The organism is Edaphobacter sp. 12200R-103, assembly GCF_010093025.1.
In the GTDB taxonomy this organism is placed as follows: domain Bacteria; phylum Acidobacteriota; class Terriglobia; order Terriglobales; family Acidobacteriaceae; genus Edaphobacter.
Window position 1 is genome coordinate 3,113,193 of record NZ_CP048114.1, and the last position, 23,353, is coordinate 3,136,545.

The following is a 23,353-nucleotide window of genomic DNA, read 5'->3' on the forward strand; positions in this document are numbered from 1 at the left end:
CTGCAGGCAACGAGGATTTCGATGGCACTTGACGAAAAGAATTCGCAGACAGCAACCCCGGCAACCCCCGAAGCTCCTGAGCCGCTGGAGATTGCTCCACTGGCGTATGAAAACCCGGACTTCATCAACTCCCCCGATGCCCGCATTCTCCGCATCATGTCCGAGTACCAGGAACCGCTCAGCCGTTTTCGTCGCGAGCGCATCCAGGACACCATCGTCTTCTTCGGCTCGGCGCGCTTTCGCGCTCTCGACGTCGCCGCCGCCAACTTCGAGTTGCTGGCCAACACCGGCTCGCGCGAGGCTGCAGCCGAACAGCCCGCTCGGCTCGAAGAGATCGAGCACGGCAAAGCCACCGGCGCACGGCTGCGGCTGGCCGGCGCCGCTATCGAGATGGCCGCCTACTACGAGGACGCCCGCATCCTCGCCAACATGCTCGCCACCTGGGCGAAGTCTCTTCCCGGCCCGCGCCACCGCTTCGTCATAACCTCCGGCGGAGGCCCCGGAATCATGGAGGCGGCCAACCGCGGAGCCTACGAGGCCGGCGCCAAGACCATCGGGCTCAACATCAAGCTTCCCTTCGAGCAGCAGCCCAACCCCTACATCACTCCCTCGCTCAACTTCGACTTCCACTACTTCTTCATGCGCAAGTACTGGCTGGTGTATCTGGCCAAGGCGCTGGTCATCTTCCCCGGCGGCTTCGGAACGCTGGACGAGATGTTTGAGATCCTCACCCTGGCCCAGACCCACAAGCTGGCCAAGAAGATCCCGGTGGTGATCTACGGCACACCCTACTGGAAGAGCGTGATGAATCTCGATGTGCTGGCGGAGAAGGGTGCGATCGCGCACGCCGACCTCAGCCTGTTCCGGTTTGCAGATACCCCCGAAGACGCCTTCGAGATCCTGAAAGAGGAGCTGACGAAGAACCACCTGGATTCGGACTACGAGAAGGCTCTGCAGGAACGGGCGCGCCGCGCCGCTGGAGCACAGGAGGTTCCCCACGATCCTGCTCCGACCGCGCAGGACATCCTGGGCCCGGACATCGCATCGACCCGGTAGTTGCTGTTGCTTTCGTTTCGGCGGGTGGTTGAGGCGTTATTCGTCTCCCATAACGATCGTGTCATCCCGACCGGAGCGCAGCGGAGTGGAGGGACCCCCGCATTTTGCCCGGACAGTCACGGTGTCTCAAGCAGGGCAATCATACCAACCAGCATCCCGGAATGCGGGGGGTTCTCCACTTCGCGCTGCGCGTCTCCGGTCGAAATGACACCTCTTTTGGAAGGGCGAGCGGTATGGTGCTCCGCGAATGGCACTTCTTTGAAGGTAGAAGACAGATTCCATTCGACTTCGCTCAGGGCAACCCATTCTCTTTCCTTCATAGACACGCATGCTGCTGAAAGATGCGTAATGCGAGGTTGAAAAAATGTGCTATCGTTCTTTCCCTGCTCTACCTCGAACGGAAATTTCGTTCGAGTCTCCCCGCGGGTGCGGTTCGGCTAAGCTTCGAAATTCAAGCTGAGAGGTCGACGATGCCTGATTCAGTGACGCAGGTCCTCAGTTCCGGTCCCGTTGGCGCCAAAGTCAACATAGCCGTCATGGGCGATGGCTTCGCCGCCGGCGACCAGACTCTCTACAACAACAAGGTCCAGGAGTTTCTCCTTGATGGCGTCTTCGGCCACGACTACTTCTACGAAGACAAACAGGCCTTCAACATCTTCCGCGTCAATCTGATCTCCGTCGACTCCGGCGTAAGCACCCGCCAGTACGACGAGCACGGAACCCCGGACGACCCTTCCGACGACACCATCACCAGCACAACCCTGAGGAACACGGCCCTTGGCTACATCTTCAGCGGGTCCTGGGCGCACTGCTGGCTCGAGGGAGGCGCCAACACCTCGACGCTGGTCAACAACGCTCTGAACAAGTGGGTGCCGGACTACAACCTGGTCGTCATCTTCCTCAATAACCCCAACTACGGGGGATGTGGAGGCGGCGGGTTCCAGGTGGTGCCGCTCGGAATCGACTGGCATGTCCTGGCGCACGAGTTCGGACACGGATTGGGCGCACTCGCCGATGAGTACTGCACCAGCAAGGTCTACTCCGGCGGCGAGCCCGGCAACGTGGATGTCACAATCAACACGAATCGCAACACGCTCAAGTGGAAAAACTTCGTTGCGCCGACGACCCCCATTCCGACCGGCATCGGCAACTGTGCGGGCTACACGCAAGGCACACGTCCGGCGGACTGGGACGACACCCAGAGCGTCGGCCTCTTCGAAGGCGGTGGAACCAACGGCACCGGCATGTATCGGCCGGTCATCAACTGCCGCATGCGCAGCAATACCCCGGAGTACTGCCCCGTCTGCTACACGCAGATGAAGCGCATCAACGACGCCAAGACCGAACACACCTTCCTCGACTGCCATACCGGCGACTTCAATGGCGACGGCAAGGACGACCTGCTGATCCACACCAACAACTCCATCCAGATCTTCCGCTCGAACGGAAGCCAGATGGACATCGTCTTCAGCGCTGTCGCGATCGTTCCCGGCTCGTGGCAGTTCACTGCGGGCGATCAGTTCTACATCGGAGACTTCAACGGAGACGGCAAGAAGGAAGTTGTCGTCTACAACTCGACCAACTGGATCATGCCGTATCTCGGCCTGCTTGCCGACGACGGCGCGAATGGCCTGCGGCTCATCGCCCGCTACGACGGCTCCATGCCGGGCTGGCAGTTCTCAAAGGACGACAGGTTCTTTGTCGGCGACTTCGACGGCGACCATAAGCAGGACCTGTTCGTCTTCAACGGAACCAACTGGGCCATCCCGTACCTCGGAATGCTGCACTCGACGGGAACCGGATTCCAGGTCATTCACCGCTATGACGCCAACATGCCAGGCTGGCAGATGACCAAGGGAGACCAGTTCTACACGGGAGACTTCAACGGAGACGGCAAATGCGATCTGTTCGTCTTCAATGGATCGAACTGGGTCTATCCCTACCTGGGGATGCTCTCGTCCAACGGCTCCAGCCTGTCGATGGCGCATCGTTACGATAACGTCCTTCCGTCGTGGCAGATGACCAAGGGCGATCGCTTCTATCCGGCGGACTCCAACGGCGACGGCAAGGTCGATCTCTATGTCTTCAACGGAGATAACTGGAGTATTGCGTACCTCGGCATGCTTCAGTCGACCGGGTCGGGTCTGAACATGGCGCATCGTTACGATGGAAGCGTGCCGGGCTGGCAAATGCGCAAACACGACCAGTTCTGGGTGGGCGACGTCACCGGAGACAGGAAGCAGGATCTCTTCGTCTATAACTGCAACGACTGGGCGACGCAGTATCTCGGCAGTATGATTTCCAGCGGTTCCGCGTTGTCCGCAACCTGGTCGGCAGACTGGGTGGGAGAGTGGAACCTTGGCACCGTCGACCGGTTTGAGCCCTGTAACTACGAGGGCGGCAAGGCGCATCGCGATCTGGTTGTGCACAACCACGACTGGCTGGGCCTTATCCGCTCCACTCCAACCATGCAGCTGCAGAAGATCTACTACCGGTTTATTCACAACTATCGGTATGGAAGAAACTGGTAAGGAGAATCCGATGGCTCTTCAAATCGATCAAAAGAAACCCGAAACGATGCAGGAAGGCGCCGATCTAAAAACCATTCGGAATCCGGGACTTCCCATGATGGCTGCCAAACCTGAGACGCCTGCCAAAATCAAGGGCGAGCACATGCCGAAGGAACCTGCGGTCAAAGTTCCCAGCGGAGAACAGGTCATGTCTCCCTTCGATCCCAAAGCGCCAGCGAAGCCCGGCAAACCCAAGGAAGGCTTTCAGGAGATGAAAGGACACCCCGGCATTACCGAGACGCAAACCTCCGGTCAGAGCTATCTCCGTCTGCGCATGCGTGTCACCGGCGACCGGCTCAGCGTCATCGACGTGCAGCAGGTGCCGGGTCCGCTGGTGCTTTCAGGCAGCGTGGCTGGGGAATATGCCTACGAGGTTCAGCTCGACGCCAAACCTCTGGCTGCAGAGGGAATCCTCGACGTAGGGGTCAGCCGCTCATTTCCTCGGCCGGGAACAAACGAGCACTTCATCACGCAGCGCTCCACCTTCGAGTTCAACGTCAGGCTGCCTCGAGCCGAGGTGCCGGATGCATCGATTCCGCGTCTCTCCATCGTCGTGTACCGCTTTGCGGATACCTCACCCAAGATGATCCAGGGCCGCATCTCCGCGCAACCCGGCCTGCAGGCGCATCCGGTGGCTCAGCTGCAGGGCATCCAGATTGAAGCTCTTGAGCCGGCGCTGCGGGAGAAGTTTCAAAAGGTATTTCCACGATTGACACCGTCGCGGCAGTGAACCTGTTCGCAAGCCCGGTTGACCGGCTGTAACCAACTCAGTCAACTGGGCTTGCGAATATTCAAGCATCATTCTCAGTGCAGTCATCGCGCTGTTACATCACAATCTCATACTGCCCCCGAGCGAGACAGAACGCTCGGAGGACCTATGAGCCAGTCGTCCATCTCCTATCTTTGGCGCGAACCGCAGGCCGTCCGCGGCTTCAGCACCGGAGTCTCTCTCCACAGCCATACCAATCAATCGCGTGAGACGCTGGACTTTATCGCCGACCTTTCGCGCGACTGGGGCGTGCTTCAGCCTCTCATGCGCTGGGCCGAGCAGCGTTCCCAACGGCTCTCCGGAATCCGTCCCGACTACGCCCACAGTTACTGGACGCCGCCGCTGACGCCGAGACTCGCCTTCGACCTGGAAAGCTCGCAGATCGAAAACAAGCTTCAGCTTCCCGCCCTCGTCTCGTTGACCGATCACGACGACATCCAGGCTCCGCTGCTGCTCCGCTCTGTCCCTTCGGCCCGCCACATTCCCATCTCGCTCGAGTGGACCGTTCCTTTTTACGAGAGCGCCTTCCACATCGGCGTGCACAACCTGCCCTCCGCCACCGGTCAGCAGTGGATGGATCGTCTCCGCGCCTTCACCGCACTTTCGGTCGCAGGACGCAATCCCCACCTTCTGCGCGAGATCATGGCAGAGCTCGACGAGATCCCGAACACTCTCATCGTCTTCAACCATCCGATGTGGGACCTCTACCGGGTCGGCAAGGAGCGCCACGAGGTGCTCGTCAACGAGTTCCTCGCCGTCTACGGCCAGTACATCCACGCGCTCGAGCTGAATGGACTGCGCGACTGGAAGGAGAACCGCGAAGCCGCCGAGCTTGCCGGAAGGTGGAACCAGCTTACGATCTCCGGGGGAGACCGACACGGTGTAGAGCCGAACGCCAACGTCAACCTGACCCGCGCCACCTGCTTCACCGGCTTCGTCCACGAGGTACGCCGCGAGCGCCAGAGCCACGTGCTCTACATGCCCCAGTACGCCGAGCCCTGGAAGCATCGCATCCTGCAGTCCACCCTGGACGCCATCCGCGATTATCCGCACTTTCCGGAAGGAGCACGCCGCTGGGATCAGCGTGTCTATCACCCTGACAGCAAAGGCGAGATGCGCCCGCTGGTCGAGCTCTGGACCTCAGAACGTCGCGTCGCCCCTGCCTGGATCAGAACCATCCTGGCCTGCGTCCGCATGATGGGACAGGCTCCTCTCTCCGGAACCCTGCGTTATGCCTGGGACGACTCCGCCAAGATGCGGGCAGCGCTGGCCAAACAGGAGGGCTGAGGCAAACGCCTCAGCCTGAGGAAACGACGAGCTCGAAAGACACGTTATCCCGCAAGCAGAGCAGCAAGCTCAAGAGTAAAGAGGTGTCATCCTGAGCAAAGCAGCATGCTCAAGAGTAAAGAGGGTCATCCTGACCAGAGCAGCAAGCTCGGGAATAAAGAGGTGTCATCCTGAGCGAAGCCCGAAGGGCGTAGTCGAAGGATCTGCGGTTAGGGAGGGCTGCTGAGCCAGCAGACTGCAGATCTTTCGACTCCGCTTCTCGCGGATCAGGCCGCGAGAGCTACGCTCAGGATGACACCTTTTGTATTGAACTGCGACACGTTCCACATCCGGATCAACTCCGTCGATCTCCCAGTGGGTAACTGCAATCGGCTAGGTAAAAGCCAGCCAAGATGCAGCCTGCAATCCTCGAAATTCCCAAAGCCCTCGATATTCGTCACAGATCCATTGACATAGCCTGCCTATGTCAATTATGGTCATCTGCCATAGACAGACTATGTCAATCATAGGCCGAGGTGATGCACGTGAAGCGAGACGAAATCCCGCCCGGAACCCTTTACCTCCTCATCTTGAAGGCTCTCTCCCTGCACGGGCCGCTGCATGGCTATGAGATGGCGAACTTTATCCAGCAGAGGTCAGAGGACGTCCTGCAGGTGGAGGAAGGCTCCCTCTACCCTGCCCTGCAGCGCATGTTACTGAAGGGATGGGTCGAGGCGGAATGGGGCGTGACCGCAGGCAATCGCCGCGCCCGCTACTATCGGCTTACGCAGGCAGGTCGCAAGCAGCTTGCGCTTGAGCTCTCGCAGTTCGAGCGTGTCTTCGGGGCCATTCAACGGATCACCCAGATCGCCTAAGGAGCTGCCATGTTTCTCGATGAATCTCTGCGCCGCATCAAGATGTTGTTCCGGGGAAGCCGTTTTCGGAAAGAGCTGCAGGAAGAGATGCGCACGCATCGGGAGCTGCGCGAACAGGAGTACCTGGACCGAGGCAGGAACCCCGTGGCAGCCCATCGTGAAGCGAATCGCCGCTTTGGCAATCCCGCCACGCTCCAGGAGAAGAGCTATCAAAGCTGGGGATGGAGCTGGCTCACCAGCCTGGTGCAGGACGTCCGCTACGGCGTGCGATCCATGTTCCGCAGCCCCGCTCTCACCATCGTGGCACTGCTCTCGCTTGCGCTCGGCATCGGCGCGAACACAGCCATCTTCAGCTTCATCGACACGCTGATGCTCCGGTCGCTGCCCGTCAAAGATCCTGCGCAGCTCATGTTCTTCGGCCGCGAGGGCGAATCGGGCATTACCGATGACATTGCATCAACCACCCTCTACTCCTATCCGTTCTTTCGCGAGATGCAGAAGCGGAACAGCGTCTTCTCCGATGTCGCTGCCCTCCTAAGCATGTTGGACACCATCCACGGCACCATCGAGGGGCAGGACGCCATGCAGCCCATGCGCGTGCAGCTCGTCTCCGGCTCGTACTTTCCCACTCTCGGCGTCCAGGCGATTCAGGGCCGCGCCCTCACCGAAGCCGACGACACGACCGAAGGCGATCATCCTGTCGTCGTGGTCAGCTACGCATGGTGGAAACGTGCCCTCGCCAGCGACCCCGCCGTCCTGAGCCGCAAGCTGATATTGGGCACAACGAAATTTGACATCGTCGGCGTAGCTCCCCCGGAGTTCTTCGGGACCAGCGTAGGAGAAGAGCCAGACATGTGGGCCCCCCTGTCGATGATGCACTCCGTGCCCCCGATGTGGGACGGCTACAAGAAGAACTTCTGGGACGGGATGTACGTCATCGGCCGGCTAAAACCCGGCGTCTCACCCGAACAGGCCACCTCGAACGTCAACCTGCTCTACCAGCAGATCATCCGTTCGTTTCCGGACGCCGATCTCAGCGAGCGAAACCTTGGCTACCTTCAGCGTGCTCACGTCGAACTGACACCCATGTCAAAGGGCCTCTCTTCACTGCGCCGCCGATTCTCCGATCCACTCCGGGTTCTGATGGGGATCACGGCACTCGTGCTGCTGATTGCCTGCGCAAACATCGCCAACCTCCTGCTTGCGCGCTCAACAGCGCGAGCCCGGGAACTCGCGGTGCGCCAGGCGCTGGGAGCAGGCCGTCTGCGCATCGTCCGCCAACTGCTGACCGAAAGCCTGGTGCTCGCGCTTACCGGAGGTCTGCTTGGCGTTGGCCTTGCGCGCATCGCTGACAGGCTGCTGCTGCGAATGATCTCCGGAGGGCCTGATCTCGTGCCTCTCGATGTGTCGCTCAACACGCATCTGCTGGTGTTTACCTTCGTGGTCGCGGTCAGCACGGCGATTCTGTTCGGCATCATCCCCGCCTTCCGCAGCACGCGCCTTGAACTGACGGAGGCCCTCAAGGATGGCCGCTCAAGCTCGTCCAGGGGCAGCTCGAAAAGCCGCGTCGGGAAGGTCCTCATCGTCTCGCAGATCGCGCTCTCGCTCGTCCTCATGGTGGGGGCTGTCCTGTTCATCCGCACCCTGATGAATCTCAACAACATCGACACCGGTTTCAACCGCGAGGGCGTTCTGCGGCTCGACATCGACTCCAACGTCACCGGCCTCAAGTCAGATGACCCACGCATGATCGCCATGTTCCAGCAGATCGAGCAGCGAGTGAGCGCTCTGCCCGGCGTGAAGGCCGCAAGCTTTGCATCGTTCCTCTTCAGCCAGGGAAGCTGGAGCACATCCATCCGCGTCGTAGGCCAGAATCTCAATGACCAGGTGAATATCAAGCACAACGTCGTTGGCAACGGATACCTCGCGACCATGCAGATCCCGCTCCTCGCCGGACGCAACTTCGGGCCGCAGGATACCGCCACATCGCACAAGGTCGCCATCATCAGTGAGCACATGGTGAAGGATCTGTTCCCCGCCGGTGTCAATCCCATAGGCCACCACTACTACGACGGTCTCGATGCCCTGCCGGACACCGAAGTCGAGGTGATCGGCATCGCCAAGGACGTCAAGTTCGGCAGCCTGCAGGAGCGCCCGCAGTACATCGACTACATGCCCAACCCGCAGCATCCCTGGGGTTACGGCACGCTGGCGGTACGTTACACCGGCAACTTCGAGACCGTCTCTCGCGCGGTCCAACAGGCCATCCACTCCGTCAACCCGCGGCTGCCCATCAGCAACATCGGCACGCTCGACGAGCAGGTATCGCGCACCCTCACCTACCATCGCATCGTCGCGCAGCTCTCAGCCTTCTTCGGCCTGCTGGCGGTCTTTCTCTCCTGCATCGGAATCTACGGATTGATGTCGTACATGGTGGGCAAGCGCACCAGCGAGATCGGAATCCGCATCGCCATCGGCGCCAGCCGCGCCAGCGTGCGCTGGCTGGTGCTGCGGGAGATTGCAGTCCTTACGGCCATCGGAATCGCCATCGGAATTCCCGTCACTCTCGGCGCCAGTCGCGTCGTGGGAGCAATGCTCTACGGACTTCACGGCGCCGATGCCTCGAGCGTCCTGGCCTCTGTCGTGGCTCTTCTGGCCGTCGCGCTTCTGGCAGCCTACCTGCCTGCAAGACGAGCAGCCAGTGTCGATCCGGTGATTGCCCTTCGTTACGAGTAGGTAAACCTTCCTCGAATCAGGATCGGACCGGACGGTGCACTGGATGACACACCCGAAACCTTCGCAGGAAAATGCGCTATCGCGCTTTACGATCCCCGCGCATCTCCTCTAGTACAGTAGTGCCATGCGCGCGCCGCGGGTTGCCTATCTCCCCGACTCCTATCACGAGGTCAACGGCGTCGCCCATACCAGCCGCAACTTCGTCGCCTACGCGGAGCGCCATGCACTACCCTTTCTCTGCATTCGCGCAGGTCAGCGGCAACCGCAGTTTGAGCACCTCACCGAGATCCGCACCCTGGAGCTTGCCCGCTCTCGCGCCGCCATCCGCATCGAAAAGGACCTCCAGTTCGATCCTCTCTTCTTCCGCCACGCCCCTGCCATCCGGCGTGAGCTGCTTCGCTTCCGCCCCGATCTGATCCACATCACCGGCCCCAGCGAGCTTGGCATCTTCGGCGCCTACTTCGCCTGGAAGCAGGGCATTCCCCTCGCGGCCTCCTGGCACACCAACGTGCACGAGTACGCCGCCCGGCGCATGAACTGGCTTACGCGCCGGCTTTCCGCGCGTTTCGCAGCACAGATTGAGCAGGGCGTCGAGCATGGCTCCCTATGGGCCACCACGCGCTTCTATGCATTGGCGCGTGTCCTCTTCGCTCCGAACGACGAGCTCTGCACCATGCTCGCAAAGGCCACCGGAAAACCGTGCCACCTGATGCAGCGCGGCGTCGATACCGAACAGTTCTCTCCCGCGCATCGCACACGCCCGCTTGACGATCCTACGCTGGTCCTCGGCTATGTCGGCCGCCTCTCCATTGAAAAGAACGTGGCGCTGCTCGCACGCATCGAGCACGAGCTCCTGCAGATGGGCATCACCAGCTTCCGCTTCCTGATCGTCGGCCACGGCAGCGAAGAATCAAACCTCCGCACCACGCTTCGCCAGGCCGACTTCGCCGGCGTGCTGCGAGGTGCAGAACTTGCCGCAGCCTACGCCAACATGGACCTCTTCGTCTTTCCCTCGTATACCGACACCTTCGGCAATGTCGTGCTTGAGGCGCTCTCAAGCGGCGTTCCCGCCATCGTCACCACGGGAGGCGGACCGAAGTACATCGTCCGCGATCAGGCGACCGGCTTCGTCACCACAGAAGAGGGATTCGCCCCAGCCATTGCCGCCCTCGCGCGCGACCGCGCACGACTCACCCAAATGCGCACCGCCGCACGGGAATACGCGCTCACCTGCAGCTGGGATGCGGTCTTTTCACGCGTGTACGACGGTTACCGCGAAATGCTAAGTCCGGCTCTCTGACATGCGGACGTGTCATCCTGAGCGAAGCGCAGCGGAGTCGAAGGATCTGCGGTGTAACAGTCGGTCGCCATCGCTTCACCGGCTTTCATTCCAAGCAAGCGCATCTTGCGCCCAGCACCCACGATGCCTCGCAGCACCGTACGCTGCCAATCGGGTTCACGCTCACTGCAGCCCGCGCAACCTCCGGCAAGCCTCTTCCAGATCTTCATCCTTCTTCGCAAAACAAAACCGCAGCAGGTCTTCGCCCTTGCCTGGCCGGAAGAAGGCCGACCCCGCCACAGCGGCAACGCCCGTCTTCGCCAGCAGCGAGCGTGCCTTCTGCGCGGCCGTATCACCGCTCAGTACGCCCTGCAATCCCGCAGTAGAGGCAAGGATGTAGTACGCTCCATCGGGAACATGAGGAGCCATGCCGGCATCGCGCAGCGCACAGACCAGCATCTCGCGCTTGCCCTCATGCTCCAGCGCAAGACCGGCGTAAAACGTCCTGCCCAGCTGTTCCACTCCCGCAGCCACGCCATACTGGAACGGCGCTGGAGCACAGACATACAGCAGGTCGTGAAAGTAGCTGATTGCACCCATCCACTTCGCGTTGGCGATGACATATCCGATACGCCAGCCCGTCACCGAGAAGGTCTTCGAGAAGCCAGACATCACAATCGTGCGCTCGCGCATGCCGTCGAGCGTCGCTGGCGAAAGATGCTTCGCGTCCCCGTAGATAAAGTGCTCGTAGATCTCGTCTGTCAGCACAAACAGGTCGAACTCACGCGCAATCTCCGCGAGCCCTTCCAGCTCCTGGCGGGTAAATACCTTCCCCGCCGGGTTCGACGGCGTATTGACGAGGATGGCCCGTGTCTTTGCGGTGATCGCCGCACGCACGCGATCAAGGTCGAGCGACCATTCCGGAGCAGTCAGCTCCACTGCCACCGGAACTACGCGCATGGAACGCAGCGCTCCAACGTGATAGCCATAGAAGGGCTCGAACAGCAGCACCTCGTCTCCGGGGTCGAACAGCGCCATGGCCACGGCGTGGAACGCTCCCGTGGCTCCGCTCGCCACCAGCACCTCGCGCTCCGGATCGACGACCATGCCCTGCATCCTCTCCGTCTTTTCTGCGATCGCCCGCCGTAGCCGCGCAATCCCATCCAGCCGCGTGTAGATGTTGTGGCCGTCGCGAATCGCGGCATTGGCGGCCTCGGCAACCACCTGCGGAACCTCGGTGTCGCAGACACCCTGCGCCAGGTTTACTCCACCCACGCGATCGCTCTCCACCGACATGGCGCGAATCTCCGATTGCACCATCCGCGGAGCAAGCTCGCTCAGAACAAGTCCGCGTCCCTTCGCAACAACAACCTGCGCCATAACCGATTTGCCCCCCATCCAGATTCACCTTTTATCTTACGTCTGCATCTCTCATGCCGCTTATGACTCTTTCGGCATCCTGTTTCAGCAGATAAATGGACGCAGCGAAGAGGACCAGGTCTTTTGCAAGGAACGCTACATTTCCCTGCATCGCCGGAAATCCGCCTGCCGAAGCGTTCCATCCATCCGGCATGAACGGAATGATGGTCAGTGTCGCAACGAACGAAGCTGCCGACCCGAGGGCGCCAAAAACGCCGAGTTTCTTGTTCCAGAATCCCGCAAACAAAAGCCCTCCAAACAACCACTCCGCCACTCCTAGAAACCACGAGGCTCCCTGGATGCCAAAGGCCGGATACATCCACGAGATCAGCGGCCCATTCCCGATAAACGGGATCAACGTATGGGCCTCATAGCTGAACCATTTCTGATAGCCGAAGAACAGGAAGATCATCACCATCGACCAGCGAACCAGTTTGTAATCCAGATCTTTCTTCAAAAGCCCTGACTTCTCCAGGATCCCGATCAGCAAATTCATCTTCGTCACTCCTTTTCCAACACCGAAAAACTCGCGGTATCGTTTGAATGACTCCACCTTACAAGCGTCAATTGAGCAATTTAATCCCTATATAACTCAAAATTATGCTAAAAAGTATCACTAATGTAGGCCGTAAACGTTATGGATTGGCTAAGTTCCCTTCTTGACCTTGTTGCCGTCAGCGGCCGCCTCGATATCCGTTGCCTTTATGCAACGCCCTGGCGCCTGGCTCTGGGTTCCTTTCAGCCGGGGGAAATTCCTTATCACATCGTCGTGAAAGGGGCTGCCGTATTGCAGAATCCGTCCGGTGGACCTCCTCAAAAGATCCATTCAGGGGACATCCTCATCCTGCCTCACGGTCGCTCGCATGTTCTTGAGGATGGCAGCGGACTGCAGCCTGTTAAGGCTTACCCCGAGAAGAGCCTCAATTTAGTCGTCGATAGAAATGCCGGAACCGGAGATCCGCTGGACATGTTGTGTGGCCGTTTCCTGGTAGCGCAGCCGTACGACCGTCTCCTGCTCGATTACCTCCCGGATGACCTGATCATTCGGGCGGGAGATCAAAGCACTCCTGCCGGATCGCAACTTGCTGCTTTGATCGAACTGATGCGGACGGAAGCAAACACCGGCACCTTAGGCGGATATGCCATGCTCAATGCCCTCTCCGCCGCTGTGTTTGCTCTGGCTCTACGTGTGGCCAGTGAATCGAACATCGTTCCAACGGGGCTGCTGGCTGCTGCGGCTGAGCCACGCCTTGGGCCTGCCCTGACGGCCATGTTTCAGGAACCCGGGTGCTCCTGGACCCTGCCCGAACTCGCGCGCCTCAGCCATATGTCGCGGGCGACCTTCGTCCGTCATTTCCGCCGGAAGATGGGGCGGTCGGCAAGCGATCTTCTCACGGATATCCGTATGACCCTGGCGGCAAGGAGATTGCGCAATTCCTCAGCGTCTACCGCCGAGGTGGCAGAATCGGCAGGCTATCTATCGGACGCCGCCTTCCAGCGTGCATTCAAGCAGCGTATGGGAATGACGCCGGCACAATGGCGGCGCGCAAAGCGCACCGTCTGAACATCGCCGGAATCACTCCGCTCTCTCCGCCAGATAGATCGCGGTATAGTCCAGGTAATTCTGCGCATATCGCGCAATCATCTTCCGGTCTTCCTCGCCCAGAGCTTTCTTCACCTTGCCCGGAACCCCCACCACCAGCGATCGCGGAGGAATTACGGTGTGCTCCGGGATCACAGCGCCAGCCGCGATAATCGAGCCCTCGCCGATGCGGGCGTCATTCAGGATGACCGCGCCGATTCCCACCAGCACATAGTCTTCCAGCGTACATCCGTGAACGGTGGCGTTATGCCCGATCGTCACCATCTCCCCCACCGTAACCGCATAGAGATTCCGCATCCCATGCAGCACGGCGCAGTCCTGCACGTTGCTCTTCGCGCCGATCCGGATGGAGTTCACATCTCCCCGCACGACCGCATTCATCCAGATGCTGGCCTGCTCTCCCAGCTCGACATCGCCGATCACCTGCGCTGAAGGATCAACGTAACAGCTCTGGGGAATGACCGGCGTCCTGCCCTGGTAGCTTCGAATCATCGACGCGCCTCCACCTGTTTGATTTTAACGGGGCCGCAAAACCGGGCCTGTCAGGATATCCACTTCAGGAGCCGGATGACCCCCATCGACGCAGGCTTGCGATGGGTGGAGACGTTGGTCCGCGAACTGATCTCGTCACGGTTCTTTGCGTAGTATTCGTAGGCCTTCAGCAGCATCTCCTCGTTGGTGAGCGTGGGCCTCCACCCCAGACGCTGCTTGATGCGGTCCGTGTCAAAGACAAAGCTCTCGGCGATCATCTTGTAGTGGTAGGGCCCAAGCGGCGAGACGCGCAGCTTATGCGCGGCCATCATGGCGGCGATCGTCGGCGCCTTTGGCAGCGAACGCACCTTCGAACGGCTGGACGACGCGCGGATGACGCTCTCATAAACCTCACGCATCGTCTTCACATCATCAGACCCGATATGGAAGAGATCCGACTTGCCATAGCTCGCGGCCTGAATACATGCGGTCGCAAGGTCCTCAGCATAGATGAACTGGTACCGATTGGAGCCGTCGCCGACCACCCAGACCGTCTTGTGATCGTCGATAAACTCGTAGAGGATCGCCAGCAGGCCCAGGCGCCCCGCATCCATGATGGTTGGGCAGCGAATGCTGACCACATCGAGATCGGAGGTAAATTCCTCCAGAAGTTTCTCAGCTGCGAGCTTGGACCTTCCATAAAGCTCGACCGGCGCCGGCGTATCGCGCTCTTCATGGACCGGATGGCCCAGGTTCGAGGCCCAGAGGCAGTTTGTCGAGACAAAGACGAAGGGACGGACACCGGCGTCACGCGCGGTCTCGGCCAGAAGCCGGGTGGCATCGACGTTGGAGGTCCACAACAGATGCTCATCCATCTTCATGCCATGCGCGAGCTGCGCAGCAACATGAAAGACAGCATCGAAGCGGTGTTCCGCAAAGGTGCGCTTTACCAGTGCGGCATCGCGGAGATCGCCCTGGATGCTGGTAAGTCCCGGAAGAGTATCTTCATCCTGCTCGAGGTCAATATTGACGACAGTGTGGCCTTCGCGCAAAAGGCGGCGCTTGAGAACTCCACCGAAGAAGCCGGAGGCTCCAGTGACGAGATAGTGGGCCACATGGGAGATTGTACTTTGCAGATCTTCGCCGCTGGAGTGCCGTCCGGATTCTGGCATACGTGGGCTATATCTTCTACAATCCAAAAGACCGTGAATGGTATGCGACGAATGGAAGCCGGAGCGCAAAGTTCTACCGGAAAAAATGGAAAAGGTCTGCTCACCTTTACCGGGCTTTCCGTATCCAAGTAGTTTTGATCGGTTCGATTGCAGAATGGCGTACTGCACCGGCCTGATTCATCTTCGCCGCGAGTGATCTTCAGAAAACATGCCTCAACAAGCTGTCATCATAGGTGCGGGCCCGGCGGGGTTGACGGCAGCGCTGGAGCTGCTGCGCAGGACCGGCATCCGGCCCATCCTCCTCGAGGGCAGCCACGAGATCGGCGGTATCTCGCGCACCATCCGCTACAAGGGAAACCGCATGGACATCGGCGGTCATCGCTTCTTCTCCAAGAGCGACCGCGTCATGCAGTGGTGGATCGACCTGATGCCGCCGGACGACCCTTCCGGCGTCATCAGCTACCAGGGCAGTCAGCGCGTGGTGGAGGTTCCCGCTGCTCCCCCCCAACATCCTCCTCTGCGCGGCATGGGCCCGCTCGAGGTCGACACCGAGACCGAAGAGACCGACGCCCTGGGCGAGGAGCACCGCGAGGCGCATGGCCACACCGAGACCGTCGTCACGCATGAGCCGGACGATAAGGATCTGGTCATGCTGATCCGGCCTCGTCGAAGCCGCATCTACTATCTGCGTAAGTTCTTCGACTATCCCATCACGCTGACCGCTACCACGCTCAGCAACCTTGGCGTCGTGCGAACAGTGAGGGTAGGGATGAGCTACCTCAAATCGCGTGTCACGCAGATCGCTCCTGAGAAAAGCCTCGAAGACTTTCTGATCAACCGCTTCGGACGCGAGCTGTACCTTACCTTCTTCAAGAGCTACACCGAGAAGGTATGGGGAACCCCGTGCAATGAGATCTCCGCCGAGTGGGGAGCCCAGAGGATCAAGGGACTGAGCCTGACGACCGCCGTGAAGCACTTCGTGAAGAAGACCTTCAGCGGCGCGAGCAAAGGCGGCGACATCTCCCAGAAGGAGACCGACACCAGCCTGATCGAGCGCTTCATGTATCCCAAGTTCGGCCCGGGACAGCTGTGGGAGCATGTGGCAGACCTCGTAACCCAGGGCGGCGGCGAGATCCACATGGGCTGGAAGGTGGACCGCATCCACTGTCAAGGCGACAAAGTCATCTCGGTCGAAGCCGTGAGTGATGCCGGAGAACGACGCACGTTCGCTGGAGATTATTTCTTTTCCACCATGCCGATGCGCGACCTGGTTCGGGCCGTCGATGCTCCTGTGCCAGCGAACGTTCGCGAGGTAAGCGAGGGCCTGCAGTATCGCGACTTCATCACGGTGGGACTGCTCGTCGACAGACTCAAGGTCAGGGAGCCGGACGGCGGCCTGTTGAAAGACACCTGGATCTATGTACAGGAACCGGACGTGCTGCTGGGACGCCTGCAGATCTTCAATAACTGGAGCCCCTATCTCGTTGCCGATCCTTCCAGGGTGTGGATCGGACTGGAGTACTTCTGCTACGACACCGACCCTCTATGGAAGATGGAGGACGAGGAGCTGAAGCGGTTCGCCATCGCCGAGGTGGCGAAGATCGGGATCCTGCGCGCAGAGGACGTGAGCGACGGACACGTCGTGCGCGTTCCCAAGACCTACCCGGCGTACTTTGGAACCTACAACCGCTTTGAGGAGCTGCGCGCTTTTACCGACTCCTTTGAAAACCTCTTTCTCGTAGGCCGCAACGGCATGCACAAGTACAACAACCAGGACCACAGCATGCTGACAGCGATGGCTGTGGTAGACGGCCTGGCGGCTGGTAAGGTGGATAAGGCCGCCCTGTGGAACATCAACACCGAGCAGGAGTATCACGAAGAAAAGAAGTAACGCTCCGCAGGCCGCCTCGGAGGACGATGAGAGTTCGATCCCTTGTGCTGATCTCTGCTAGCCTGCTTTGCACCCCCCTGCTGTCTTCGCAACCGGCGAAGCCTGCGGCAGCGCAGGTAAACGCAATTCAAGACGCGCGGCTGGCCGGCATTCGCGATCTGAAGGGAACGATGTTCCACGTGCAGGGAATGGACCTTGATTCCACGCACGTATGGGTCACGTCGGTCGACATCGAACACAAGCGCGGCTTCCTGCATCAGTTCAATCGCGAAACCGGCCAGTTTGAGCGCCAGGTGGAGCTGACCGACGGCGTGCGTTTTCATCCCGGCGGCATCTCCGTGGATGGCGATTTCATCTGGGTTCCGGTTGCGGAGTATCGTCCGCACAGCTCCGCGGAAATTCTCGAACTCGACAAAAAGACGCTCGCGACCAAGCGAAAGATCGTCGTCGAAGATCATATCGGGTGCGTAGCCGTGGTTCCTGAAGGACTGGTGGCCGGAAACTGGGGAAGCAAGCAGCTCTATCTCCTCGACCATCAGGGCAAACAGCTTCGCGTCATCGACAGCCCTTCGGAGACGCAGTATCAGGACATGAAGTTCGTCCGCGGTGAGTTGGTCGCCTCGGGAAATCTGGACCGCACCAGCGGCACCATCGACTGGTACAGCTGGCCTGCGATGAAGCTGGTGCGCAGCCTGCGCGCCGGACAGACCGATCGCGGAAGGCCGCTCACCATCGAGGCCATGGCCCTGAAGGGCAGCGACCTCTTCCTGGTGCCGGAAGACGGCCCCAGCCGCCTGTTCCACTTTGTTCTCGATAAGCCATAAGCTGGAAAGAGGCAGCCCCAGCGCCCGAGGTAATTGGATGAGGCGGTTTCTCCTGTTGTCGTCAGTAGCCCTGGTTGTCCTGGTAGCTATGTACCGGCAAAGAATATTCCTGCGCGATCCGCTGGCGAAGGTGTACCGCGACGGCGTCCGGCAGCAGGGCGTTCGCGTCTACATCAACTATTCCAATGACATCCTCGTAGAGGGCTCAGCCGATAACCAGTTCTACATGGTGCAGAACTGGAACCGCCTGCCCGGCGTTCCTCAGTCGCTGACCTGCATGCATGCGATGCTGTGCTGGAGCGACCATGACCACGCCACCCTGCTCCCGCTGGCGGGAAGTGCAGGTCCGGCGACGATGAGCGATCGCGAGATAACGTTTCGGCAGACTGACGGTGGCGCTGTCAGGGTGACCCTGCGATAAACAATCAGGAGGAGAAGGACGATGAGCGATGGACGCGAAGAGCGCGAGGAGCAGGAGCAGAGGCGGAAGTGGGACGAAGAAGAGAGGCTCAGAAACAAGGGCGATCGGCCGTATCGCGAGCGTGAGTGGGAGGAGCAGGGGAGGGAGCCCTCCTGATGCTCAGGCCGCGATCGTTCCCTGGTGAAAGAGCATCTGCCACTGGTCACCACGCTTGACCCAGATGGAGGAGTGGTGCGAGGTCGAGTTGGCCGTCGTCACGTGATAGGTCGCCAGCGCCGCGTTTTCTCCCAGCGCATTGACGTAGAAGTGGCTCATGGTGGCACTGCGCGCCGAGCTTGAGTTCAGGGCATGGACCAGTTGGTTGAAGTTGAAGATACGGCCCGAGGTGCAGAACTCTTTGAACTCAGGAGCAAGAAGGGAGGCCAGTTGGCCGCGGCTCGTCTCGCGGTCCGGATGAAGCAGGCGTTCCTCAAGGGAGTGAAGGTGTTCCTGTAACTGTGCCGAGGTCATAGTGTGTATTTTGACGTCCTGCTCCTTTCTAGAAGTTTCATCAGGGTAGCAAAAACAAACGCCGTCCCGAATAGGGACGGCGCTTGCTGTAAGGAGAGCCGTTAGAAATTGAATTTTCCGGCGAGCTGGAAGATGCGTGGATCGGCAGCGCCGGTGGCGTTGCCGAAGGTGCCGGAGTTCCGATTGGTGCTGAAGCCGGTGAAATTGGGATGGTTGAGAACGTTGAAGGCCTCCATGCGCAACTGGAAGTTGAGTCTCTCGTGAACCGGGAAGATGCGGCTGACCGCGAGATCAACGTTGTAGTTGCTGGGAGTCCGCATGGCGTTGCGCCCCAGGTTGCCCAGGGTCCCAACAGCGTTCGGCGAGAACGCATCCTTGTTCAGGTACGAGAGTCTTGCCCCCGTTCGCTGTATTGAGTTATGGGTATAGGTATCCACGCCCGATACCAGATTCGGGCGATCGAGGTTGATTCCGGTGCGCGAGTAATCGACGCCGGAGGTGATGTTGAGCGGCAGCCCACTGGTGATGCGGATGAGCGGCGCAATCTGCCAGTCATTCGCCACTGCTTTCTTCCAGCCTGTGAGCGAAGCGAAGTGACTCGATGCAATCAGGGTGGTGTTGAAGATATGGCGCACATCGAAGCCGCAGGGGCCGCGATCGAGCCGCGCGTTGTGGGTGTGTGCATAGAGCGGAGCCGCGATATCGCCCGTCGTGTCGCTGATATCGCTGCACTTCGACCAGGTGTAGTTCGCCAGGAAACTGAAGTTGTTCGACATGCGATGCTGGATCGCAGCAATCATGCCGTTGTAGCTCGACGTGCCGCCGTCGGTAATCAGCGTCATGGTGGGGCTGTAGCCCTGTCCTTGGACATTGTTGGCCAGAGTCAGGGGAGTACGGTTATTGGGGTTACCCAGCGTCGAGCAGTCGGTACCCAGCTTTCCTTTCGGATCAGGATTGGTCGCCAGAGGTCCGCAAGAGCCTGGCCCGGTCCACTTGCCCGGAATATAGATTGCTGCGTTGATGCCGGTGCCAAGCCACTGGTGCGCCTGCTGGTTACCGAGGTAGTTCAGTGAGAACATCCAGCCACGGCCAAAGTCCTGCTGAACGCTCGCAGTCCACTGATAGATCACCGGGGTCTGCATCTTCCGCTGAAGCAGGATCCACAGGGTGTTGGTTGGGAACTGCGACGTAGCATCCGGCGGAAAAACGCCGGGGAAGGGATCGCCGCCCGGATAGCCGCGCCAGGGCTCATCGAAGGGAAGGTTTCCGTTGAGGTCGATCTCGTTGACGAAGGGAGGATTGGAGGCGACGCGTTGCGACATGTAAAGCGGGGGCGTGTCATACATCGCAGCAGCACCGGCGCGGAAGACCGTCTTTCCCGTTCCAAAGGGATCGAGAGTGAGAGATACCCGCGGCGAAAGATTCGTCATCTGGTTACTCGTAAATGACTTGGAAACTCCCCGGTCGCCATAGTAGAACGATCCGGCAGGCGCGTTCGGATACTTGGTCGAGTGCTGACCGGCATCGAAAGCTGCCCGATCGAACGTGGAGCCACGACGGAACTTATCGACCTGGAAGAGATTCGGTTCCCAGCGCACGCCGTAGTTGACGGTAAGCCGTGGAGTCAGGTGCCAGGTGTCCTGCGCGTACAGACTGAAGGTCGTCTGACGGTAGGTGGTGTCCTGGGTTCGGCTCTGGCTGAAGGAACTCATCTGGCCGGTGAGGAAATCGGCCAGCGGCTCGCCCGTGAGGGTTCCGTTGAAGTTGTAGCTTCCATTGAACAGATAGCCCGTGCGGGTATTGTCTCCGGTACGGATGATCTCGCCGCCGAAGGCGATCTGGTGCTTGCCGACCAGCCAGTCGACGTCATCGGCAAAGTGCTCCGTATTGACGTTGAAGTAGCCCGGTGCGCAGGTGCCGCAGCCTACGTTGAAGCCGTTGGTGATCGACATGCGCAGATCGACCGGAGCGTAAAGAAAGATGTTGACGCCAAGAGTATTGGCATTGATGCCGCCCGCCGTCGGTCCACGGTTGTTGCGACGGCGAGAGTAGGTGCCGTGGAAGGTGTTGACCATGTGCGGGGTGAAGATGAAGGTATCGCCCAGGGTAAAGCTCTGCACGCGCATGTCGTTGCCCGGCACGGTGGTCAGCAGGATATTCGTTTGCGAATAGTAGGAGGGCAGGTTGTAGTTCGTCAGGAAGTAACGGCCAAAGAGCGAGTGGCGCTGGCTGAAGGTGTAGTCGATGCGACCAATGTACTGGTCTTCGGTGTTGTTGGCCGGAAGCCCTACATTCACAAAGCCGGCAGAATTCGCCTGCGACAAAGGCAGGTACTTGATCAGGTTCAGAGCCGCCGGGCTGAACGTGGCCGGATCAATCTTGAGTCCGCTCGTCTTGCGGGCGCAATTGCCTGTAGTGAGATTCTGGGTGAAGTCACCGGCCAGCATGGCAGCCGTCGGCAGACAGTAGCCGGTCGAGTTGCCGGTCTTGTGCTCGCGCGTTCCCTGATATCCGCCGAAGAAGAAGAGCTTGTCGGTGATGATCTTTCCGCCGAGAGTCCCGCCAAACTGGTTGCGCTTGACCGTGTCCTTGGTCGGGGAAAAGAAGTTCGTCGCGTTGATGACGTTGTTGCGGACGAAGTCAAAGATCGTGCCGTGCCACTGGTTCGATCCTGAATTGGTGACCACGTTCACCAGCGAGCCGGGGTGGATGCCATTGCGGGCAGGCAGCGAGTTCGATTCGACAGAGAACTCATGCAGAGCGTCCGGAAAGGGATACGGCAGATTGACATTGGTGAAGTTGTCCGTATGGTATCCGCCGTCGAGCACGTAGTTGTTGTAGTTGCCCTGGCTTCCGGCGACCGCAATCACGGTAGAGCTGGGATAGTTCTTGCTGCCGACCATGTCATTGCTCGGCGCGGTCACGGCGCCTCCCGAGACGAGCACCAGCTGGGTCGCCTGACGGCCGTTCAGCGGCATCTCGGTAATGCGAGCCTGGTCGATGACCTGCTTGAAGGTGCTGCTCTCCGTCTCCAACGCTACGCCAGAAGCCTCGACATTGACCTGCTCGGTCGTCGCGCCCACCTGCAGGTGAGGATTGATGGAGATGTTGTTACCGACTTCAAGAACACCAGTCTGGGTCAAGGTCTGGAAACCCTGGGCGGTCACGCTCAGCGAATAGGCACCAACGGGAACGTTGGGCATGGCGTAGACGCCCTGGTTATCGGTGGTGGAGACACGCGATACGCCGGTGGCGGTCTGCTTCAGCGTCACGATCGCATTGGGAACAGCGGCCCCCGTAGGATCGGTGACTGTGCCCTGAACACTGGCAGTTCCGGCAGCCTGCGCCCACGCTTTGGGAAGCATCATAAGCGGGAGCAAGGCAAACAGGAAAAGCAGATTGGATAGTCCACTTTTTGATTTTTTATGCATGGTATGGCCTCAAAAGTAAGTTCAATAAAATGTTTTCGACTTTGGTTGGATCTCTGGAAAATGCGCGGATACTCCGCGAAAGGACTATATGGAGGCGCCTTCACGACTGTCAACAGGAAACCATTCCCCTTTTGAAGTTTGAAGGTGCGAAGTCGGGAACATGGTCAGACCAGATGACCGTGCGCCTGCCTATCTGCGAGCCAGCGCAACCCGCGGAATCGCCTGCAGATCGTTGACGAAGCCGACGTCGCGCCAACCGGAGAGAAGCCCTGCGATCGCATCGCGCTGGCCATGCCCGATCTCCATGGCCAGCAGGCCTCCCGGTTTCAGCGCCTTGTATGCCTGGGGGATAAGCCGCTTATAGATCGCCAGGCCATCGTCTTCCGCATACAGCGCCGAGGCAGGCTCGTATCGGCTCACCTGGGGATGAAGCTGCGCGGCCTCCCCGGCAGGAACGTAAGGTGGATTACTGACGACAGCGTCAAAGAACCCATGCCACTGGTGGGACGGAAGTGCGTCCAGCAGATCGGAGACGACAAACTGCATCCTGCTCTCGACTCCAAGAGCGGCTGCGTTGCTCCCGGCGACCTCAAGGGCAGCCGGCGAAAGATCCAGCGCGTACACCGAGGCCAGCGGAAGATGATGCGCCAGCGCGATGGCAATCGCTCCCGACCCGGTCCCGATATCGGCAATGGCGACCGGACGGTCATGAGGCAGTCGCTCGAGAGCTGCTTCGACCAGGTGCTCGGTCTCCGGACGCGGGATCAACACGGCGGGCGTAACGCGAAAGGCCAGCCCATAGAACTCCTGCGAGCCCACGATGTACTGGACCGGCTCATGCTGCAGTCTTCGGGCAATGCACGCCTCATAGGCCTGCACCTGTTCGCTGTTGAGCAGCCGCGCAGGGTCGGAGCGCAGCACGGTGCGCGGAGCCGCGAGCACATGGAGCAACAGAAGCTCCGCATCCCGCCGCGCCGTATCCGCAAGAAGAGGATCCGCTGCCAGGCGGTCTGCTGCATCGCGCAGCGCCTGCCGAAGCGTTATGGAAGCGCCGGACAGC

General features: G+C 59.9%; 20 protein-coding genes. 12 read left to right on the forward strand and 8 right to left on the reverse strand.

Annotation, left to right across the window (positions count from 1 at the left end; genetic code table 11):
* Positions 1–21 precede the first annotated feature (21 nt).
* Positions 22–1,056: an LOG family protein gene (locus tag GWR55_RS12940; protein WP_162402635.1), complete on the forward strand. Its 1,035-nt coding sequence runs from the start codon at positions 22–24 to the stop codon at positions 1,054–1,056.
* A gap of 116 nt (positions 1,057–1,172) precedes the next feature.
* Here the strand turns inward: GWR55_RS12940 and GWR55_RS12945 are convergent, their stop codons facing one another.
* Positions 1,173–1,376: a hypothetical protein gene (locus tag GWR55_RS12945; RefSeq protein ID WP_162402636.1), complete on the reverse strand. Its 204-nt coding sequence runs from the start codon at positions 1,374–1,376 to the stop codon at positions 1,173–1,175.
* 150 nt (positions 1,377–1,526) lie between these two features.
* On the opposite strand from GWR55_RS12945, the gene GWR55_RS12950 reads away from it, so the two are divergent.
* The 6 genes from GWR55_RS12950 (at position 1,527) to GWR55_RS12975 (ending at position 10,572) form a co-directional block, all read left to right on the forward strand.
* The gene (locus GWR55_RS12950) at positions 1,527–3,587 is read left to right on the forward strand and encodes a M64 family metallopeptidase (protein ID WP_162402637.1); all 2,061 of its coding nucleotides are present in this window, start codon (positions 1,527–1,529) and stop codon (positions 3,585–3,587) included.
* A gap of 10 nt (positions 3,588–3,597) precedes the next feature.
* Positions 3,598–4,356 (forward strand): hypothetical protein, encoded by a 759-nt coding sequence (locus GWR55_RS12955; protein ID WP_162402638.1) that lies wholly within the window; start codon positions 3,598–3,600, stop codon positions 4,354–4,356.
* A gap of 147 nt (positions 4,357–4,503) precedes the next feature.
* Positions 4,504–5,682 carry a hypothetical protein gene (locus tag GWR55_RS12960; RefSeq protein WP_202925509.1) on the forward strand — a complete coding sequence of 393 codons (1,179 nt, stop codon included), beginning with the start codon at positions 4,504–4,506 and terminating at the stop codon, positions 5,680–5,682.
* A 518-nt stretch (positions 5,683–6,200) separates the two neighbouring features.
* Positions 6,201–6,536, forward strand: coding sequence for a PadR family transcriptional regulator (locus tag GWR55_RS12965; RefSeq protein ID WP_162403967.1), 336 nt, complete (start codon positions 6,201–6,203; stop codon positions 6,534–6,536).
* A 9-nt stretch (positions 6,537–6,545) separates the two neighbouring features.
* Complete coding sequence (locus tag GWR55_RS12970; RefSeq protein ID WP_162402639.1) at positions 6,546–9,272, forward strand: ABC transporter permease; 2,727 nt, start codon at positions 6,546–6,548, stop codon at positions 9,270–9,272.
* Positions 9,273–9,396: 124 nt separating this feature from the next.
* Positions 9,397–10,572, forward strand: a complete 1,176-nt coding sequence (locus tag GWR55_RS12975; protein WP_162402640.1) for a glycosyltransferase — start codon at positions 9,397–9,399, stop codon at positions 10,570–10,572.
* Between the two features lie 162 nt (positions 10,573–10,734).
* Here the strand turns inward: GWR55_RS12975 and GWR55_RS12980 are convergent, their stop codons facing one another.
* A complete protein-coding gene (locus tag GWR55_RS12980) occupies positions 10,735–11,949 on the reverse strand; it encodes a pyridoxal phosphate-dependent aminotransferase (RefSeq protein WP_238398389.1) in 1,215 nt (404 codons plus the stop codon).
* A 13-nt stretch (positions 11,950–11,962) separates the two neighbouring features.
* Positions 11,963–12,466, reverse strand: a complete 504-nt coding sequence (locus GWR55_RS12985) for a YkgB family protein (protein WP_162402641.1) — start codon at positions 12,464–12,466, stop codon at positions 11,963–11,965.
* 141 nt (positions 12,467–12,607) lie between these two features.
* Between GWR55_RS12985 and GWR55_RS12990 the strand changes: the two genes are divergently transcribed.
* Complete coding sequence (locus GWR55_RS12990) at positions 12,608–13,534, forward strand: AraC family transcriptional regulator (RefSeq protein WP_162402642.1); 927 nt, start codon at positions 12,608–12,610, stop codon at positions 13,532–13,534.
* Between the two features lie 12 nt (positions 13,535–13,546).
* On the opposite strand, the gene GWR55_RS12995 is transcribed toward GWR55_RS12990, so the two are convergent.
* Both GWR55_RS12995 and GWR55_RS13000 read right to left on the reverse strand, forming a co-directional pair.
* Positions 13,547–14,065 carry a gamma carbonic anhydrase family protein gene (locus tag GWR55_RS12995; protein WP_162402643.1) on the reverse strand — a complete coding sequence of 173 codons (519 nt, stop codon included), beginning with the start codon at positions 14,063–14,065 and terminating at the stop codon, positions 13,547–13,549.
* Positions 14,066–14,115: 50 nt separating this feature from the next.
* On the reverse strand, positions 14,116–15,216 hold the full coding sequence (locus GWR55_RS13000) for an NAD(P)-dependent oxidoreductase (protein WP_238398390.1): 1,101 nt from the start codon (positions 15,214–15,216) through the stop codon (positions 14,116–14,118).
* Positions 15,217–15,424: 208 nt separating this feature from the next.
* Between GWR55_RS13000 and GWR55_RS13005 the strand changes: the two genes are divergently transcribed.
* From GWR55_RS13005 to GWR55_RS19455, 4 genes are read left to right on the forward strand one after another with little or no spacing between them, the layout of a single operon-like run.
* Complete coding sequence (locus GWR55_RS13005) at positions 15,425–17,107, forward strand: NAD(P)/FAD-dependent oxidoreductase (RefSeq protein WP_162402644.1); 1,683 nt, start codon at positions 15,425–15,427, stop codon at positions 17,105–17,107.
* A gap of 26 nt (positions 17,108–17,133) precedes the next feature.
* Positions 17,134–17,931 carry a DUF6454 family protein gene (locus GWR55_RS13010; RefSeq protein ID WP_162402645.1) on the forward strand — a complete coding sequence of 266 codons (798 nt, stop codon included), beginning with the start codon at positions 17,134–17,136 and terminating at the stop codon, positions 17,929–17,931.
* Positions 17,932–17,968: 37 nt separating this feature from the next.
* A complete protein-coding gene (locus tag GWR55_RS13015) occupies positions 17,969–18,352 on the forward strand; it encodes a hypothetical protein (RefSeq protein ID WP_162402646.1) in 384 nt (127 codons plus the stop codon).
* A 21-nt stretch (positions 18,353–18,373) separates the two neighbouring features.
* Complete coding sequence (locus GWR55_RS19455; protein WP_255490419.1) at positions 18,374–18,508, forward strand: hypothetical protein; 135 nt, start codon at positions 18,374–18,376, stop codon at positions 18,506–18,508.
* Between the two features lie 3 nt (positions 18,509–18,511).
* Here the strand turns inward: GWR55_RS19455 and GWR55_RS13020 are convergent, their stop codons facing one another.
* The 3 genes from GWR55_RS13020 to prmC all read right to left on the reverse strand — a co-directional run bounded on the left by GWR55_RS13020 (position 18,512) and on the right by prmC (position 23,352).
* Positions 18,512–18,862: a DUF4440 domain-containing protein gene (locus GWR55_RS13020; RefSeq protein WP_162402647.1), complete on the reverse strand. Its 351-nt coding sequence runs from the start codon at positions 18,860–18,862 to the stop codon at positions 18,512–18,514.
* 101 nt (positions 18,863–18,963) lie between these two features.
* Positions 18,964–22,230, reverse strand: a complete 3,267-nt coding sequence (locus GWR55_RS13025) for a TonB-dependent receptor (protein WP_238398391.1) — start codon at positions 22,228–22,230, stop codon at positions 18,964–18,966.
* A gap of 252 nt (positions 22,231–22,482) precedes the next feature.
* Positions 22,483–23,352, reverse strand: coding sequence for a peptide chain release factor N(5)-glutamine methyltransferase (gene prmC, locus GWR55_RS13030; protein ID WP_370521435.1), 870 nt, complete (start codon positions 23,350–23,352; stop codon positions 22,483–22,485).
* Position 23,353 lies beyond the last annotated feature (1 nt).

Coding starts and splice junctions, on each gene's coding strand:
- GWR55_RS12940 (WP_162402635.1), top strand. CDS start 22: ATGGCACTTGACGAAAAGAATTCGCAGACAGCAACCCCGGCAACCCCC.
- GWR55_RS12945 (WP_162402636.1), bottom strand. CDS start 1,376: ATGAAGGAAAGAGAATGGGTTGCCCTGAGCGAAGTCGAATGGAATCTG.
- GWR55_RS12950 (WP_162402637.1), top strand. CDS start 1,527: ATGCCTGATTCAGTGACGCAGGTCCTCAGTTCCGGTCCCGTTGGCGCC.
- GWR55_RS12955 (WP_162402638.1), top strand. CDS start 3,598: ATGGCTCTTCAAATCGATCAAAAGAAACCCGAAACGATGCAGGAAGGC.
- GWR55_RS12960 (WP_202925509.1), top strand. CDS start 4,504: ATGAGCCAGTCGTCCATCTCCTATCTTTGGCGCGAACCGCAGGCCGTC.
- GWR55_RS12965 (WP_162403967.1), top strand. CDS start 6,201: ATGCACGTGAAGCGAGACGAAATCCCGCCCGGAACCCTTTACCTCCTC.
- GWR55_RS12970 (WP_162402639.1), top strand. CDS start 6,546: ATGTTTCTCGATGAATCTCTGCGCCGCATCAAGATGTTGTTCCGGGGA.
- GWR55_RS12975 (WP_162402640.1), top strand. CDS start 9,397: ATGCGCGCGCCGCGGGTTGCCTATCTCCCCGACTCCTATCACGAGGTC.
- GWR55_RS12980 (WP_238398389.1), bottom strand. CDS start 11,949: ATGGGGGGCAAATCGGTTATGGCGCAGGTTGTTGTTGCGAAGGGACGC.
- GWR55_RS12985 (WP_162402641.1), bottom strand. CDS start 12,466: ATGAATTTGCTGATCGGGATCCTGGAGAAGTCAGGGCTTTTGAAGAAA.
- GWR55_RS12990 (WP_162402642.1), top strand. CDS start 12,608: ATGGATTGGCTAAGTTCCCTTCTTGACCTTGTTGCCGTCAGCGGCCGC.
- GWR55_RS12995 (WP_162402643.1), bottom strand. CDS start 14,065: ATGATTCGAAGCTACCAGGGCAGGACGCCGGTCATTCCCCAGAGCTGT.
- GWR55_RS13000 (WP_238398390.1), bottom strand. CDS start 15,216: ATGCCAGAATCCGGACGGCACTCCAGCGGCGAAGATCTGCAAAGTACA.
- GWR55_RS13005 (WP_162402644.1), top strand. CDS start 15,425: ATGCCTCAACAAGCTGTCATCATAGGTGCGGGCCCGGCGGGGTTGACG.
- GWR55_RS13010 (WP_162402645.1), top strand. CDS start 17,134: ATGAGAGTTCGATCCCTTGTGCTGATCTCTGCTAGCCTGCTTTGCACC.
- GWR55_RS13015 (WP_162402646.1), top strand. CDS start 17,969: ATGAGGCGGTTTCTCCTGTTGTCGTCAGTAGCCCTGGTTGTCCTGGTA.
- GWR55_RS19455 (WP_255490419.1), top strand. CDS start 18,374: ATGAGCGATGGACGCGAAGAGCGCGAGGAGCAGGAGCAGAGGCGGAAG.
- GWR55_RS13020 (WP_162402647.1), bottom strand. CDS start 18,862: ATGACCTCGGCACAGTTACAGGAACACCTTCACTCCCTTGAGGAACGC.
- GWR55_RS13025 (WP_238398391.1), bottom strand. CDS start 22,230: ATGATGCTTCCCAAAGCGTGGGCGCAGGCTGCCGGAACTGCCAGTGTT.